Here is a 15589-nt window from a genome sequence, read left to right on the forward strand (position 1 = left end):
GGATAAATTTGATATCTGGCATTGTGCGGGGCGCCAAAGGACTTGTCAATATAATCCGGGTAAAAATAGTGCAAGCATGCGACGCCGATTGAAAAAAGTCGCAAAAATTCCGCCGCGACCTAGGGTCAACACCTAGTCAAAACACGTCAGCGGCGTATAATCTTGCTTTGCGCCCGGAGTTACCCATGCGTCTCGTTCACAAAGCGCTCACCTTCGACGATGTGTTGTTGGTGCCTGCGTATTCCGAGGTGTTGCCGCGCGACACCTCCCTGGCCACGCGCCTGACCCGCAACATCTCCCTGAACATCCCGCTCGTGTCCGCCGCCATGGACACGGTCACCGAATCCCGCCTGGCGATCGCCATGGCCCAGGAAGGTGGCATCGGGATCATCCACAAGAATCTGTCCGCCGACGCCCAGGCCCGTGAAGTCGCCCGCGTCAAGCGCCACGAATTCGGCATCGTGATCGATCCGGTCACCGTCACCCCCCAGATGAAAGTGCGCGACGCCATCGCGTTGCAGCGCCAGCATGGCATCTCGGGCCTGCCGGTGGTGGAAGGGCGCAAGCTGGTCGGCATCGTCACCAACCGCGACCTGCGCTTCGAAGAGAACCTGGACCAGCCCCTGCGCAACATCATGACGCCGCAGGAACGCCTGGTCACCATGAAGGAAGGCGCCACGCTGGATGAAGCGCAGGCCCTGATGCACAAGCATCGCCTGGAACGTGTGCTCATCGTCAACGACGGTTTCGAGCTGCGCGGCCTGGCCACCGTCAAGGACATCGTCAAGAACACCGAGCACCCGCTGGCCAGCAAGGATGCCCAGGGCCAGTTGCGTGTCGGCGCCGCGGTCGGCGTCGGTGGCAACACCGAAGAGCGCGTCGAAAAGCTGGTCGCCGCCGGCGTCGACGTGCTGATCGTCGACACCGCCCACGGCCACTCCAAGGGCGTGCTGGAAGGTGTGCGCTGGGTCAAGCAGAACTACCCCAAGGTCGAAGTCATCGGCGGCAACATCGCCACCGCCGCCGCCGCGCGCGCGCTGGTCGAGCATGGCGCCGACGGCGTCAAGGTCGGTATCGGCCCCGGCTCGATCTGCACCACCCGCATCGTGGCCGGTGTCGGCGTGCCGCAGATCCACGCGATCTCCGAAGTCGCCAAGGCGCTGGAAGGCACGGGCGTGCCGCTGATCGCCGACGGCGGCATCCGCTACTCGGGCGACGTCGCCAAGGCCCTGGCCGCCGGCGCGTTCTCCTGCATGATGGGCGGCATGTTCGCCGGCACCGAAGAAGCGCCGGGCGAAGTGGTGCTGTTCCAGGGCCGCTCGTACAAGTCGTACCGCGGCATGGGCAGCCTGGGCGCCATGACCGAAGGTTCGGCCGACCGCTACTTCCAGGACCCGGCCAACAACGCCGACAAGCTGGTCCCCGAAGGCATCGAAGGCCGCGTTCCCTACAAGGGCAGCGTGCTCGCCATCATCTACCAACTGGTCGGCGGCATCCGCGCCTCCATGGGCTACTGCGGCGCCGCCACCATCGACGACATGCGCACCAAGGCCGAATTCGTGGAAATCACCTCCGCCGGTGTCCGCGAATCCCACGTGCACGACGTACAGATCACCAAGGAAGCGCCCAACTACCGCGCCGACTGATCCCCGTACAGTCAACTACAATGTCAGGCATCACGCACCGGCAGAACCGCAGAATCAGTCAGCGGGTCTGCCGGTGCGGTTTTATTTACTGCGGTTTCATTCATTACCGGTAGAGTCTCCATGCACCAGCGCATCCTCATTCTCGACTACGGTTCGCAAGTCACCCAACTGATCGCCCGCCGCGTGCGCGAAGCCGGCGTCTACTCCGAAGTGCATCCCGGCGACGTCGACGACGCCTTCATCCGCGACCAGATGGCGCAGGGCCTGAAGGGCATCATCCTGTCGGGCAGCCACGCATCGGCCTACGAAGAAGGCTCCATGCGCGTGCCGCACGCCGTGTTCGAGCTGGGCGTGCCCGTGCTGGGCATCTGTTATGGCATGCAGTCCATGGCGCAACAGCTGGGCGGCGTGGTCAGCTTCTCCGACCACCGCGAATTCGGCTACGCCGAAGTCCGCGCCCACGGCCACACCAAGCTGCTGGAAGGCCTGGCAGACTTCACCACGGACGACGGCCACGGCATGCTCAAGGTCTGGATGAGCCACGGTGACAAGGTCACCGAGCTGCCGCCGGGCTTCAAGCTGATGGCCTCCACGCCGTCCTGCCCCATCGCCGGCATGGCCGACGAAGATCGCCGCTTCTACGCCGTGCAGTTCCACCCCGAAGTCACCCACACCGTGCAGGGCAAGGCCATGCTGGCCCGCTTCGTCAACGAGATCTGCGAATGCCAGGGCGACTGGAACATGCCCGACTACGTCGCCGAAGCCGTCGCCCGCATCCGCGAGCAGGTCGGTGAAGACGAAGTCATCCTCGGCCTGTCCGGCGGCGTCGACTCGTCGGTGGCCGCGGCCCTGATCCACAAGGCCATCGGCGATCAATTGACGTGCGTGTTCGTCGACCACGGCCTGTTGCGCCTGGACGAAGGCAAGCAGGTCATGCAGACCTTCGCCGAGAACATGGGCGTCAAGATCATCCACGTCGACGCCACCGCCCAATTCATGGGCAAGCTGTCCGGCGTGGCCGACCCCGAAGCCAAGCGCAAGATCATCGGCCGCGAATTCGTGGAAGTGTTCCAGGAACAAGCCGGCAAGCAGAAAAGCGCCAAGTGGCTGGCCCAGGGCACCATCTACCCCGACGTCATCGAATCGGCCGGCGCCAAGACCGGTAAGGCCACCTCGATCAAGTCGCACCACAACGTCGGCGGCCTGCCCGACACGCTGAACCTGAAGCTGCTGGAACCCCTGCGCGAACTGTTCAAGGACGAAGTCCGCGAACTGGGCGTGGCCCTGGGCCTGCCGCCGCAGATGGTCTACCGCCATCCGTTCCCGGGCCCGGGCCTGGGCGTGCGCATCCTGGGCGAGGTCAAGCACGAGTACGCCGAGCTGCTGCGCCGCGCCGATGCGATCTTCATCGAGGAACTGCGCAACACCAAGGACGAGGCCAGCGGCCTGACCTGGTACGAGCTGACCTCGCAGGCGTTCGCCGTGTTCCTGCCGGTGAAGTCGGTGGGGGTGATGGGCGATGGGCGGACGTATGAGTACGTGGTCGCGCTGCGGGCGGTGCAGACGTTTGACTTCATGACGGCCGATTGGGCGCCGCTGCCGCATCCGTTGCTGGCTCGGATTTCCTCGCGGATTATTAATGAGGTGCGGGGGATTAACCGGGTGGTGTATGACGTGTCGAGCAAGCCGCCTGCGACGATTGAGTGGGAGTGAAATCAGGTCCTTCGGAGACTATCGCCAGCTATCGAAATTCTGTCATAACGTGTTGATTTAGAAGGAAATGCGTCACGACAGCTATCGGTGACTATCGCCGGCCAGCAAAACAGGTTGGCGGTAGAACTGACGGTACGAACCGGGGGCTGGATTAAGACCCTCCCGTTTACTATCCAGACTAAACCGGTCTTTGACGGTAAAAGTCTCCTCGGGAAAGCTTGTTTCATGCGGCTTTCCGAGCATCAGCAGGTCTCCTGGCCCCTGACGGTAAAAGCCGTCACGAACAGGAGGAAAAACCTCGATGCTTACCGACACCGCACTGCGCAACCTCAAGCCTAAGCCCAAGACTTATAAGGCTTTTGACCGCGATGGCATGTACGTGACGGTATCGCCCGTCGGTACCGTCACCTTCCGCTACGATTACCGTCTCAACGGTCGCCGTGAGACGCTGACCATCGGCCGCTACGGGCCGGCAGGCATCTCGCTGGCCCTGGCCCGCGAAAAGCTGATCGACGCCAAGAAGGCCGTCGCCCAGGGTAAATCCCCCGCGCTGGAGAAGCAGCGCGAGAAGCGCCGACTGACCGCCGCCAAGACCTTTGGCGACATGACCGAAAAGTGGCTGGCGGGCGCCCGGATGGCCGACAGCACGAAGGCGATGCGCAAGAGCATCATCGATCGGGACATCCTGCCGGCGTTCCAGAACCGGCAGCTCAACGAAATCGCGGCCGATGACCTGCGCGCCCTCTGCAACAAGGTGAAGGCGCGCGGCGCGCCTGCCACCGCGGTCCACATCCGCGACATCGTGAAGCAGGTCTACGCCTTCGCCATCCTGCACGGCGAGAAGGTGGACAACCCGGCCGACGACGTGGGCGCGGCGTCGATCGCGACCTTCGTGCCGAAGGATCGTGCCTTGTCACCGCTGGAAATCCGGTTGATGTCGCGGCAGATGGAGTCGGTGGCCACCTATCCGACCATCCGGCTGGCGTTGCGGATGATCGTCCTGACGCTGGTGCGCAAAAGCGAGCTGATCGAGGCCACGTGGGACGAGGTCGATTTTGAGAGCGCCACCTGGACGATCCCGAAACAGCGCATGAAAGGGCGCAATCCGCACGTGGTCTATCTGTCGCGCCAGGCGCTCGACATCTTCGTGGCGCTGCATACCTGCGCAGCCGGCTCGAAATTCGTGCTGCCGTCGCGCTACGACTCCGACCGCTGCATGTCCCATGCGACCTTGAACCGGGTCACGCAGATCGTGGCAGAGCGGGCCAAGGCCGCCGGCCTGCCGCTGGAACCGTTCACCGTGCACGATCTGCGTCGCACCGGCTCGACGCTGCTGAACGAGGTGGGCTTCAACCGCGACTGGATCGAGAAGTGCCTAGCGCATGAGGAAAGCGGGCGCTCCTCGCGCTCGGTCTACAACAAGGCCGAGTACGCCGAGCAGCGGCGTCACATGCTGCAGGAGTGGGCCAACATGGTTGATGCCTGGATCGACGGGCAGACCTACGTGCCGAGGCTGATGCCGGAGCATGTGGTCGTGCCGGTGTTGAGCGCGACGGTCTGAAATGGCGGCCTAGGTTGTCACTTGACAACCTAGGCCGGTCACCCCGATACTGGAGATCACTGATGGCCCGTCCCTCTCATCCGAAGAAGGAGGTCGAGGAAGCTCTCAGGCACGCCGAAGGGCAGGGTTGGCGCGTCGAAGTCGGTGGCAGCCACGCCTGGGGGCGGATTTATTGCCCATACAACGATGAGGAGTGTCGCTGCGGCGAGTTCTGCATCACCAGCGTATGGAGCACGCCGAAGAACCCTGGCAACCACGCACGCGCTCTGCGGCGTGTCGTGGACAACTGCACCACGCATCGCAAGCAGCGCGAGGCTGAAGGCGGTGCCGAGGAGTAGCACGATGGAATACACCTTCACCCTGAAGTACCAGCTCACCGAAGACGACAGCGACCCGGATGGCCTGGTCGAGCGTCTGGGCGAGGCCGGCTGCGACGATGCCCTGGTCGGTATCGGCCAGCCGGGGCGGCTGGCGTTGGAGTTCACCCGAGAGGCGGACAGCGCGGACGCGGCCGTGCGCAGCGCGTTGGCCGACGTGCGCAGCGCCGTACCGTCGGCCAGGTTGATCGAGGTGGCGCCGGATCTCGTCGGGTTGACCGATGTGGCCGAGATCGTCGGCGTGTCGCGGCAGAACATGCGCAAGCTGATGCTGGCCCATCCGGGCAGCTTCCCGGCGCCGGTGCATGAAGGCAGTGCGTCGATCTGGCACCTGGCGGACGTGCTGGCCTGGTTGCAGGCCAAGGGCAGCTATTCGCTGACCAGGGACGTTCAGGAGGTGGCGCGGGTGGCCTTGCAGGTCAATGTGGCGAAAGAAGGCCGCCGGGTGTCACACTCGGCGTCCAAGGAGCTGGAAGCCTTGGTGGGATAACCGCCGTAGCTCCGCTTCATTCCTCTCTCGAACCCGCCCGAACAGGGCGGATTTTCCGTAGATGGACATCGGGCTTCGAGACGCCGCTGCGAGGAGCTTGCTTGCGCTGCTCGACCCACGCTTCCACTTCGGCCAAGTCCCACACGACGCAGCGCGGTGTCAGGTTGAAGCGGCGCGGGAACTCACCGCGGCGCTCCATTTCGTAGATCGTCGTTTCGGCCAGAGGGACGATCTGCCGCAGTTCTTGGCGGCGAATGGTGCGCCGGAAGGGAAGGGGGCTTTGCTTCGGGAACTGCGGCAGCGCCTCGTAGGCTTCCGTTCCCGGCAAGGGGAGCGCGTTGGATGTTTGCGATAGCTGTTCCACCTCGGACTCCATGAGTGCGCTGCATGGAGACATGGTGAAGTTCAGTGCCTATCGGGACAACTTGCTGCGGCGTAGAACAGCGAACTCAAGCGCTCTTGCGGTGTCTTTCGATTTCACTCGACGGCTACTGCAGCTCTTGTTCGAGCCAATGGCTCTTCTTCGGCGACGAGCTGCTTCATTGCGTTCAATTCAACGGTCTGCGCCGCCCTGCGGCGAGCCTCGACCCTTTCAGGTGCCATCTCCAACTGAAATGCGGTCTGCATGCACTCTCCCAGCACGCGCTGGAACTCTAGTTCATCGGTCCGTGCGAAAAGCACGCGTCGATGCGCGTCGTCGATCAGCATCAACCTCACAGGATTTAAGCTAAGGAGATGGCGCCAGCGGCGATCCATTGACACGAAATAGGGGATGAAGAAGGAGCCGGCCTGGCTAGCTGTGGCGATTTGCTCCATAACGCGGAGCAATGTCATGTCCCAGGCCATGCCGCGAATCTTCTGCAACATCTCAGGGGAACTGCCCATGATGGGGCCGAAGAATGGCGATCCCTGGCTAGAGGTCATGCTACTCCAGATCAGCCGCAATTCGGTAAGCGGGATCGACCCTAGTTTATGGATGCTGAAACGGAGCAATTCACGCAGGATGCGATTCTTGTCCCGTTTGCGTTCCTCATGCCAAAGTCGAGCGAACCGCAGTAGCAGCGCCTGCGCTCCAGCGCTCTTTGCTTCGTGATGATCGATATGCTCACTGGCTTGAAACTCCGCCAGGAAGGCTTCGGCATCGGGCCGGAGCAGGGCTTTCAGGTCCTCGTATGAAGCATCGAAAGCGAAGCGGCTGGGATCATCCTGAAAGGCATGCCAATTCAGGTGGTCGAGCATGCGGAAAGCGATCAGCGTATTCAGGGGGCGCTCGTTTGAGGGCTCGTTACGGGCCATGCGCGTGTTCTCGATGAGAAACGGCATCACATCGAACTGCACATGGCGGTTTCGAGCCTTCAGCATGAGAATTTCGATGACCCTATCGCGATCAGCCCGCTGAATGTTCTCGCCGGCGATGACTGCACGCAGCTTCTCTGCGAAATTCGAGTCGAAGCTGAGAGAGAAGTCGATCAGCACGTTCGACCTACCACCTGTGAGACGGGCATGGACGCTGGTTCCGGCCGACATGAAGAACGCACGCGGCCCTTCAAAAAACGAGGTCACGTAGTCGCTGGAGGACACGCTGAGCCCGAGGTCTAAGTCAACGGCACCCGAAGCATCGGTGCAGATGACAGTGCGAATGAATGCGCATTCGGCGGCGTGATTTGCCTCGATCGCATCGAGTGCATCCGCGTCACGACTGAGGAGAGCGGAGAACAGAGCGTCGGCAATGGGAATGTCGGGCATGGACCACTCTTCGGGTTGGAAATATATGCCGATAGCTTTGGGTTTTTCTCCTCGGAGTGTTCCACCTCCAGCTATACGAGAATCGCTCGTAGGTTGTCACGAATGAGACTGGCCACGTCGCTCGCAGGTAGCCTATGCAACCGCCCCAGTTCCTCGACGACGCTCGCTACATCGCTTGGCTGCGAAGGTCTATCGCCAGTGCGAGTGAAGGGGCCATCGGTTTCCGTCAGCATCCGATCTAGAGGGATAGCCTGCACCATCGGTGCGTGCCTCTCGTTGCCCAGCATTCCCGCATTGATCGAGAAGTAGCAGCCCAACTCCAACGCGCGATTCGCCTCGCTCTTTGTTCCCGTGAACCAGTGGAGAACGATTTTTCCGCGCTCGGGCGGTAGATGTGCCTCGACAAGATCGAGTACCGCCTTGGCCGATCTAATGCTGTGGACTGTGATAATTTTGTCACCGGCCTGCGCGCAGCGCTGCAACACGTGCTGGAACACTCGCTTCTGCGCATCGAGCGACTTGAAGTACCGGGGGCCGGCGTCCAACCCGACTTCGCCGATATAGCGTGTCTCCCCAAGGTATTGATCCCATAGCTCGATCTCGCTTTCACGTTCCGCGACCAATTGCGGATGCAGCCCTAGTGCCGCGCGAACATGCTTCGTGCGCTGCGCTAGTTCGTGATTGCGAGGCCAGGCGCGAGGTGTCGTCGTCACCGTCAGAGTGAACACGCCGGATGCCTCCGCGTCTTGGACCGCCGCGGCATGGTTCGGATAGAGGTCAAGATGGCAGTGGAAGTCCACGAGCCCCGCAGTGGCGATCACGCGCGCATCCTCGTCAACTCGGTCTCGCCTCGGCACCGTCGATGAGCCGTGCGACTTCGCCGAGGCCACGCCGGTAAACATCGGCAAGCTGATCTAGGTGCGCGGCTTCATCCGCAAGCGAGCCAGGCTTGTGGATTAAGAGGTTCGCGAGCTGCGGCTTGCCTCTCAAGCGCTCGATCGCGTACTGAAACGACCTGACCTGTACTCCGGTCGCTTGGCGCGTGTCCAAGGGCTGCGCATGAAGATCGGGAACGGTGTACGTTGTCGGGTCGTATCCAGTACCCCATGCCGCCATCAACGCCGCGCGGCGGATCAGACATGGCAAGCAATAGCCACAGTGCTCAATGCCATGTCCGAGCCATCGTGCTTTGGCGGGGGATGAGCACGACAACGAATCCGTCACCAACTCTTTCAAGAGGGTTGAGTTGCGGCAAGCTGCGGCCATCTCGCCCTTCGTCTTGTCCCAGTACGGGTTTCGAACCTCTCCATCTATGTTGAGTGCGACAAGCAGGTCGTTCCACCTTGCCATGTAGTACGGGTGCGTGGTGCGGGTACTGTTTGACCCCAACCGCAGGGGGTCCAAAGGCACATTCAGCGCGATCAGCCCATTCTCGGGGACGCGCAGGACGAAACGGTGCCCAAGTCCAGTGCCCGCAAACACGCCGAGTGCGAAGAACAGGAACGACCTGCCACGCGTGCTGTCCTCGGAACCAACATCCGCCACCAGGCCCTTCTTGAAGGTCATGCCTACACGCAGCCGCTCAAAAGAGGACTTTGCGTAGTGCTTTCTCAAATCAGTGAACAGCTTGCCCTGCGCGTCGCTGATTGCACCTTCACCGAAGTGACTGACCAGGAGGGGAGTGGCGTCGTCTTCCAACAGGTCGATGGCTCCGATCAAGCTATCCAGTCCACCCGAGAACAGACTGACGGAATCGAAGGGAGGAGCGATCAAACTCGGGGGCGCCGCTTGGGCGATTGCCGCGAATCGATCTGGACGTGCCCTGAAGCCGATCGTCCAGCGATCGCCCGTCAAGAAGTCCAGAGACTTCTTGAGGATAGGCGCTGCTGCGCTCCAGCGAGCCGGGTCGCTGACCGGCACGACCAACCGTATCTCGCGCGTCCACGAATCTTGGGACTGTTCAGTGCGAGAGATGCGAGTATCGGCCGCATGGACATGGGCGGCCAGTACCATCAGGTCGATGCCGATTTCCGAAGGAAACACGCCGATCTTCTTCAGACTCGTGAGCGCGCCTCCGATACCGTGGTCTAAGGATTTCTCGCCAGCGACGAGTTGCAGGTAAGTCGTCTGTTCATCGACGCCCGCCGTCACATCAAAGCGGTCGTCTGGGCCAAAGCGGCCCGCCAGGAGTTGTCGCTTCATTGATTGGCCTCTGCGTCGCCGAGGGTCTGCAAGATTGCAAATGCGGACTCGTACACAGCGTCCACGAAGCCTTGAATCCGTTCTGGAGTGAGATTGGGTGTCTCCGCCCGTGCTCGCGTCAGTGCATCGCTCACTCCGCCTCGGATGAAGTCGCGCAACTGTTGCTCGACGCGATGCGCAGCCTGCGCATCGGTTGGCATGGTTACGGCTTTGGTTCCGATGTCGTTGCAGATGCGCGCCTCGATCGCATGGGTGGCATACAGCTCGAATACCGTCTGCATTTGATCGGGGGTAAACGTGGTCAGATCGGTGAGTCCTTCGCTCGCCAGTTCAACGATGGTTTCGATGTAAGCCTCGCGGGCAATGCCTTCATCAACCGTGCCCGCACCTGGGCAGACGTAGTCGGCCAGGCCCACGAAAATCTCAGTGATCGGGCGGCCTGCCAATGATTCCAGATCCAGGGCGCGCAAGGCCTCACGCACCCCCCGCGCTTGCGCATCGGCCAAGAAGCCAAGGAGCCGCGCGCCCGCTCCCCGAGATGCACCCATGCGTTGGGCAGCTTGGCGCGAGCCCCCGGCGGACGTTGAGACGTATCTGGAGACGGCTCGGCCCAGACTGGCTCGATCGCTGCCGCCGGAGCCGGCAAATCGAGTGAAGCTGTTGCGCGCGCCAGAGAAGCGTTGCGGGTCCGCTGTCTTGGGAATAGGCGGGCGATTCGGCGGCGCCGGTGGCGCGGTGCCGTCCGCAGGCGGCTGGCCGTCAGGGCCTGCACTATCGCCCGGAGGGGCGGCAGGGGCACCACCGCCACCTGCGTCGCCCAGCCATGACGGGACGAGTGGTGTCCCGCCGCCTGGGCCACCGTAAGCTGTCGAGGTTCCCATCAGCGCCCTCCCTTCATATCCTTGAGTGCCGCTTCGGCGCTGGCTTTGAGGCCGGGATTGCCGGTGACTTTGCTCCAGTCTCCGAGCAGCTTCGTCAGGCGAGTCGCGCATTCGGTGTCTTTGATGACGCCTTGCCAGCCGCTGACGACCCAAGGCCCGCACTTGCCACTTGGCAGTGCCTCCAGGAAGTCCATCAACCGGCTCTGGAGGCCGGGCTGCGCCCTCACAAGGACGGCGAGACCATCGACACCTGCCGGTCTGGTGTCGAAAGCGCCCGTGCCCATGATCTTGCTGCGCACAGCCTCGAACACCTTCTCGGCTTCGGGTTGCACGAGTTGCTTCAATTCGGCTTCGTAGCCTTGGACGGTCATCTTGCCGCCGAACAGCTTCTCGACCACGCCAGCCAAGTGACCCAACACCGACACCGGGCCGAAGTAATCCTTCTTGTCTTTTGTCACGAACAGGTAGGGGCGCAGATCGAGTCCAGACAGCTTCGGCGAGAGGCGCGACCAGTCGCGTACCGTCTCCGACGCCTTCCACTCAGTCAACACGGCGTTGTCGGATGCAGGGGCGGGCTCGGCGGCTTTCTGCCCCTTGGGCTCACCATCTTTATCGTTAGCTATCGCAAGGCTTTTCTCCAGTGCTTCAAGGTCTTCGCACAGGCCTTGCGGATGGATTGCCGCAACGAACGCAATTTGCTCGAACAACCTTGGGATGAAGCGTTCCGCGAGCATCAACTTCGCGAGCACGGGTAGTTTGATGTCGTCGCCAAAACCGCGCGCGTTCGCGGTGCGCTCGCGCAACAACAGCGTGTTGAGGAAGCGCTTGATCTGGCGCGGGTTGCCCTTGGTTCCGCTCGCCAGGATGGGGCCGATCTGGTCGCTGAGTGCAAGTGCATTGTTCGCCTTCTCGGCCTGCTTGCCGAGCGCTGTCTTGACCGTCGCGGCATCCAGACCACCGCTGGTCCAAGGCCGTTTCAGATTCTCCCGTGCCACGGCGATCAGCTTTTCATAGTCCGCGTTGTTCTCGCCGACCTCGGCGCCAGCCAGCAACAACGTCACGTAGATTCGCGTCTCGGTCTCTCCCAAGGCCGGAATGCGGAACGGAACCTGGATGAGCTTTTCGAGGTAGTTGCGGGCGTAGTCTCTCGGTCCGGTGCTGTCGGGTAGATCGGGAAAGTGCTTGCGCACCGCGTATTCGATCATCGCCTCGTCGGCTGCGACGACGAATGCCGTCTGTGCAGTGAACACGAACAGCCGGATCGCTTCGAGGGTTTCAATGGCTGTGTCGGGCAGGCAGCGATCGAGGTCGTCAATCAGGACAACGAGCTGTTTGATACCTGCATCTTTCAAAAGCTGGTCGAACGCCTTTCGGAAAGCCTCCACTTCCTCCGGCACATTCTTGGACTCACCCGGCTTCAACACGGCCTTCACCTCGTCGATGGCTGTCGAGAGGTTTTCTTTAGTGACGAGCTTGGAAGGGTCTGCCATCAACGCTTCGAGCGAGCCGACGATGGCTCCGATTTGTTCGGGCGTCGGAATGCCTGTAAATGCGGTTAGCGCCAAGCCACCGGCCCGCTTGGCGACCTTCAGCCAATCGATGCGACGGAAGACATCCTTGACGGCTACTGCCGCCTTCTTTAGGGCTGGACGTTTCTCGACCAAGCCCGTAACGATCCCCTCGATCAAGGCGATCTTCGCATCCTCGAAGCCCTGGAAGCGCCATCCATTGAACTTGAGGCACAGGACATCGTCCTGGTCAGCGAAGCCGGCCTCGATCATCTCGAGCACGCTGGACTTACCCGCACCCCAGTCGCCGTGCACGCCGATCGTCACTGGATGGTCGGGCTTAGCACGAAGCAGCTCGATGATCGTGCTGGCAATCGCCTCGTTGTTCAGCAGATCGACTTTGGTTTCGTTATCGGTCAGAATCACTCGTCTCCTCCCTGTTCATCCAGCATCGCCAGCACGTTACTCTGAGAGCGCAATAGTGCGGCCGTGCCTGCTCCGACGCAGCGGCGCAGCCGATCATCGTCCAGGTTCTCCAGGCCGTCCGCGTTGTGGACACCGATGGACAACAGTGCCAGGCATTGGCCCCGCGTCAGCCGCACCGAGACTCTCGTGAGGAGCAGGGCGGTGGAGGGCAACCCGAATTCGAGCCGCTGAAGAATCTCGTCCAAGCTCTTGAGGAAATCGGGCTGATCGGGGAAGAGTGCCGCGAGAATCTGATGCGCGGAGCGCAAGTGAAAGCGCGTCGCATCGGCGATGCCGATGATGTTGCCGTATCCGATGGCACCGCCAAATGGGGTCGTGGAGTAGTGCTTCTCCAGTACGTCAACGGGCGTTCCCTCAATCCAGTCATACAGCAGCGCAGCTCGCTTGCAGCGAGCCCAGAACTCGATCTGGTCGCGGCAATACCGTTGCAGCATTTGAGGCATTTGATGCCCGAAGCGCTGCGCTACCTCGCCAGCGCGCACACTCTCTGACTGGCCTTTCTTCATGACCGGCGTGTAGATGGCGTCCAGTTCATCCAACACCTGCACCATTGCCAAGATGTGACTGGGCGGCGTCTGCGCCACATTCAGGCGTCCCATCAACTCGACTAGGCGCAAGCTCGACTCGAATGACAAGGACGAAGAACCGCAGGCACGGCCAAGCAGCGTCAAGTGAATGAGATTGCCTTCGCGCTCGGCTAGTCCCGCCTGCAGGAGGCGATCGACCAGCGTGGTCACGTCTCGCTCCACCATCGCGACCCATTGCGGATTCGCACGCGACGCCGAATATCCTCCGAACGTATTGACCAGCAACCCCGGGATCTCATCGGCGCGAACGCCGCGCACTTGACTAAGCAGGCGCAATGCCCATGTCGGCAGGTCGCGCTGCTGGAAGGAGGACTTCACGTCCTCGGGTACGCCGAGCACGTAGCGCTGAAAAAGCTGCGCACGTTCCATCGGCGTATTCGCCAAGATGATTGCCTTGCCAGTCTCGTTGAAGCCCAGCCGGCCGGCACGACCCGCCATGTTCTTGTACTCGGCCACGGTGAACTGTCGGCCATCTTCACCGACGAATTCGTTCTCGGCGAGCACGACCGTCGATGCCGGGGTGTTGATGCCGGCCGCCAAGGTCGTCGTGGCGACAAGTGCGTGAATACCACCCGTGGCGCTGCGATACCCCTTCTCGACCGCCTCGCGCTCTGCGCGCAGCAAGTTGGTGTTGTGAAAAGCGGTGCCGCCGGCTAGGCATTCCCGCAAGTCCTGTGAGGCGCCGGTCAGGTCCTGGGTCGGCAGAACGTCGAGGATGGCGGTAGCCGGTGGCAGACCCAGTTCCTTGGCAAGGTACTTCGCGCAACCTTGGGCCGGACCGCGCATGTTACGGAAGATCAACAGCTTCTCGCCCTGTCCCACCAGTTGTTGTGCCAGAGGCACGATCACGTCCTGGGAACTGGGCTTGTCCCGGCGTTGCACGATGCGGTGTGAAGGCAGCAAGGCCTCGGTCTTCGTGCTCCCATCGGTATCGATGTGCTGGAATGTACCGCGCCGGTCGAGCACGCCTTCGACCAGCGGCACAGGCCGCTCGCGCGACAGTAGGAGAGGAACGCCGAGCCAGCGGTCAAAGCTGTTCAGATTGCCGATGACCGCCGAGAGGATTACGAGCTGTGGCTCGATGCCTCGTTGGCGCGCCCGCAAGAGCAGCGAGAAGATCAGTTCAACCGTGATGCCGCGCTGCGGGTCGGTGATGAACTGCCCTTCGTCCAGCACGACGAGACCGAGTTGATTCAGAAGGCGAGGGGAGCCGAGTGCGAGGTTGAGGAAGGTTTCGTAGGTGAAGAATCCCAAGTCGTAGCGTCCGGCCAGGACGGGTCCGATGCCATCGGTAGCGTCTCCGCTGCAACGGGCCACACGCAAACCGGCGGCCGCATAACGCTCGGTGAACTCCTCGAACTTTTCGTTGACCAGTGCGCGGTAGGGTAATAGGAACGCCGCCTTCTTGCCGGAGGTGACGGCTTGAATCGCCGCCACTTCGCCGATCAATGTCTTGCCGGAGCTTGTGGGCGCGACGACCAAGAGAGAGTTGCCACCGAGCACGCCGAACTCGTTGACCGCCCTGAGTTGCAACGCGTTGAGGCCTTGCGGGAAATCCGCTGCCCACTTCTCGACAATCTCTGGAGGGAAGCCGTGGGCAGAAAACTCCGCGAACGGTCCCGACATCTGCTGCACGGCTCTTGCGGGGAAGGCCGCGGCGTAGTTGTCGCCGCGCTTGAGCGTCGGGAACGTCAGTCCACCCCGCACGCTGCCCAGGAACACGGGCGTTTGCGTGACGCTGATGCGCTCCGCTTCGACGCGCGCGAGCCGGATGATCTCTCCTGCGATCTCAGGAAAGCTGACTGATTCGCCTGCTGCGCCAGTCAAGGCCTCGATCACGGCGTGGGTGAGCAGCCCGTGCCCGGTGCCCGGTTGTTCCCATGCTGATTCGTTGGTTGCGCAGGCGGCTAGGAGGATGCGCCCCTCTCCGTAGATGCCGGTGAGCGCGAATGCATTGCGTGGACGCGCTGCTGTCTCCAGCACGCGCGCGGGCGCCTGGCCGCTGAAACAGCAATCGAGAATGCACAGGACCGCGCGGGCCTTCGTCGTCTTGAAGGTATCCGCCAAGCCAGCCATCGACAAGGCTGTTCCTGCGAGGTCGCTGGCGTCCGTGTCGAACAACACCAGATTGCCGTCTGGAGAACCATGCCCAGCGAACGCGATGACCACCACGTCATCCGCGCTCGCGGCGGCCAAGGTGCCGAGCATGGAATCCGAAACTTCCGCGTGTGTCGCGGCTTCGTCCACCAGTAGACGGGCACTCAGACCTTCGACCGTGTCGGTGAACAATGCCCACAACGCAGTGGCGTCACGGCGCGCTCCGCTCAATTCGGGTATGGAGCTATCGAGGTGCTTGTTGATGCCTACGAAGATTGCTTTGATCGCCATGTGC

At 62.0% G+C, this 15589-nt stretch carries 12 protein-coding genes; 5 read left to right on the top strand and 7 right to left on the bottom strand.

Annotated elements, in window-relative coordinates; all coding sequences use genetic code 11:
* Positions 1-185: 185 nt before the first annotated feature.
* The 5 genes from guaB (at position 186) to K2W61_RS20060 (ending at position 5787) form a co-directional block, all read left to right on the top strand.
* On the top strand, positions 186-1646 hold the full coding sequence (gene guaB, locus K2W61_RS20040) for an IMP dehydrogenase (RefSeq protein WP_175135329.1): 1461 nt from the start codon (positions 186-188) through the stop codon (positions 1644-1646).
* A gap of 120 nt (positions 1647-1766) precedes the next feature.
* Positions 1767-3359 (top strand): glutamine-hydrolyzing GMP synthase, encoded by a 1593-nt coding sequence (gene guaA, locus K2W61_RS20045; RefSeq protein ID WP_175135328.1) that lies wholly within the window; start codon positions 1767-1769, stop codon positions 3357-3359.
* Positions 3360-3660: 301 nt separating this feature from the next.
* Positions 3661-4920 carry a tyrosine-type recombinase/integrase gene (locus tag K2W61_RS20050; protein WP_016448863.1) on the top strand — a complete coding sequence of 420 codons (1260 nt, stop codon included), beginning with the start codon at positions 3661-3663 and terminating at the stop codon, positions 4918-4920.
* 62 nt (positions 4921-4982) lie between these two features.
* The gene (locus tag K2W61_RS20055; protein WP_016448862.1) at positions 4983-5258 is read left to right on the top strand and encodes a hypothetical protein; all 276 of its coding nucleotides are present in this window, start codon (positions 4983-4985) and stop codon (positions 5256-5258) included.
* Between the two features lie 4 nt (positions 5259-5262).
* The gene (locus K2W61_RS20060) at positions 5263-5787 is read left to right on the top strand and encodes a helix-turn-helix transcriptional regulator (protein WP_016448861.1); all 525 of its coding nucleotides are present in this window, start codon (positions 5263-5265) and stop codon (positions 5785-5787) included.
* A gap of 16 nt (positions 5788-5803) precedes the next feature.
* Here K2W61_RS20060 and K2W61_RS20065 read toward each other — a convergent pair whose 3' ends face one another.
* The 7 genes from K2W61_RS20065 to K2W61_RS20095 all read right to left on the bottom strand — a co-directional run bounded on the left by K2W61_RS20065 (position 5804) and on the right by K2W61_RS20095 (position 15585).
* A complete protein-coding gene (locus K2W61_RS20065; RefSeq protein WP_016448860.1) occupies positions 5804-6163 on the bottom strand; it encodes a helix-turn-helix transcriptional regulator in 360 nt (119 codons plus the stop codon).
* A 101-nt stretch (positions 6164-6264) separates the two neighbouring features.
* Positions 6265-7533 carry a hypothetical protein gene (locus K2W61_RS20070; RefSeq protein WP_016448859.1) on the bottom strand — a complete coding sequence of 423 codons (1269 nt, stop codon included), beginning with the start codon at positions 7531-7533 and terminating at the stop codon, positions 6265-6267.
* A 71-nt stretch (positions 7534-7604) separates the two neighbouring features.
* The gene (qatD, locus tag K2W61_RS20075) at positions 7605-8354 is read right to left on the bottom strand and encodes a Qat anti-phage system TatD family nuclease QatD (protein WP_016448858.1); all 750 of its coding nucleotides are present in this window, start codon (positions 8352-8354) and stop codon (positions 7605-7607) included.
* 13 nt (positions 8355-8367) lie between these two features.
* Positions 8368-9735, bottom strand: a complete 1368-nt coding sequence (gene qatC, locus K2W61_RS20080) for a Qat anti-phage system QueC-like protein QatC (protein WP_016448857.1) — start codon at positions 9733-9735, stop codon at positions 8368-8370.
* On the bottom strand, positions 9732-10727 hold the full coding sequence (gene qatB, locus K2W61_RS27825; protein ID WP_306424821.1) for a Qat anti-phage system associated protein QatB: 996 nt from the start codon (positions 10725-10727) through the stop codon (positions 9732-9734). Before qatB ends, qatC begins: the two co-directional genes overlap by 4 nt.
* Positions 10616-12550 (bottom strand): Qat anti-phage system ATPase QatA, encoded by a 1935-nt coding sequence (gene qatA / locus K2W61_RS20090; protein WP_016448855.1) that lies wholly within the window; start codon positions 12548-12550, stop codon positions 10616-10618. Before qatA ends, qatB begins: the two co-directional genes overlap by 112 nt.
* Positions 12547-15585 (bottom strand): DEAD/DEAH box helicase, encoded by a 3039-nt coding sequence (locus K2W61_RS20095; RefSeq protein ID WP_054657731.1) that lies wholly within the window; start codon positions 15583-15585, stop codon positions 12547-12549. The genes qatA and K2W61_RS20095 overlap by 4 nt, the downstream gene beginning before the upstream one ends.
* Between the last annotated feature and the right edge of the window lie 4 nt (positions 15586-15589).

This window comes from Achromobacter pulmonis, from assembly GCF_021733725.1.
Classification (GTDB): domain Bacteria; phylum Pseudomonadota; class Gammaproteobacteria; order Burkholderiales; family Burkholderiaceae_B; genus Achromobacter; species Achromobacter pulmonis.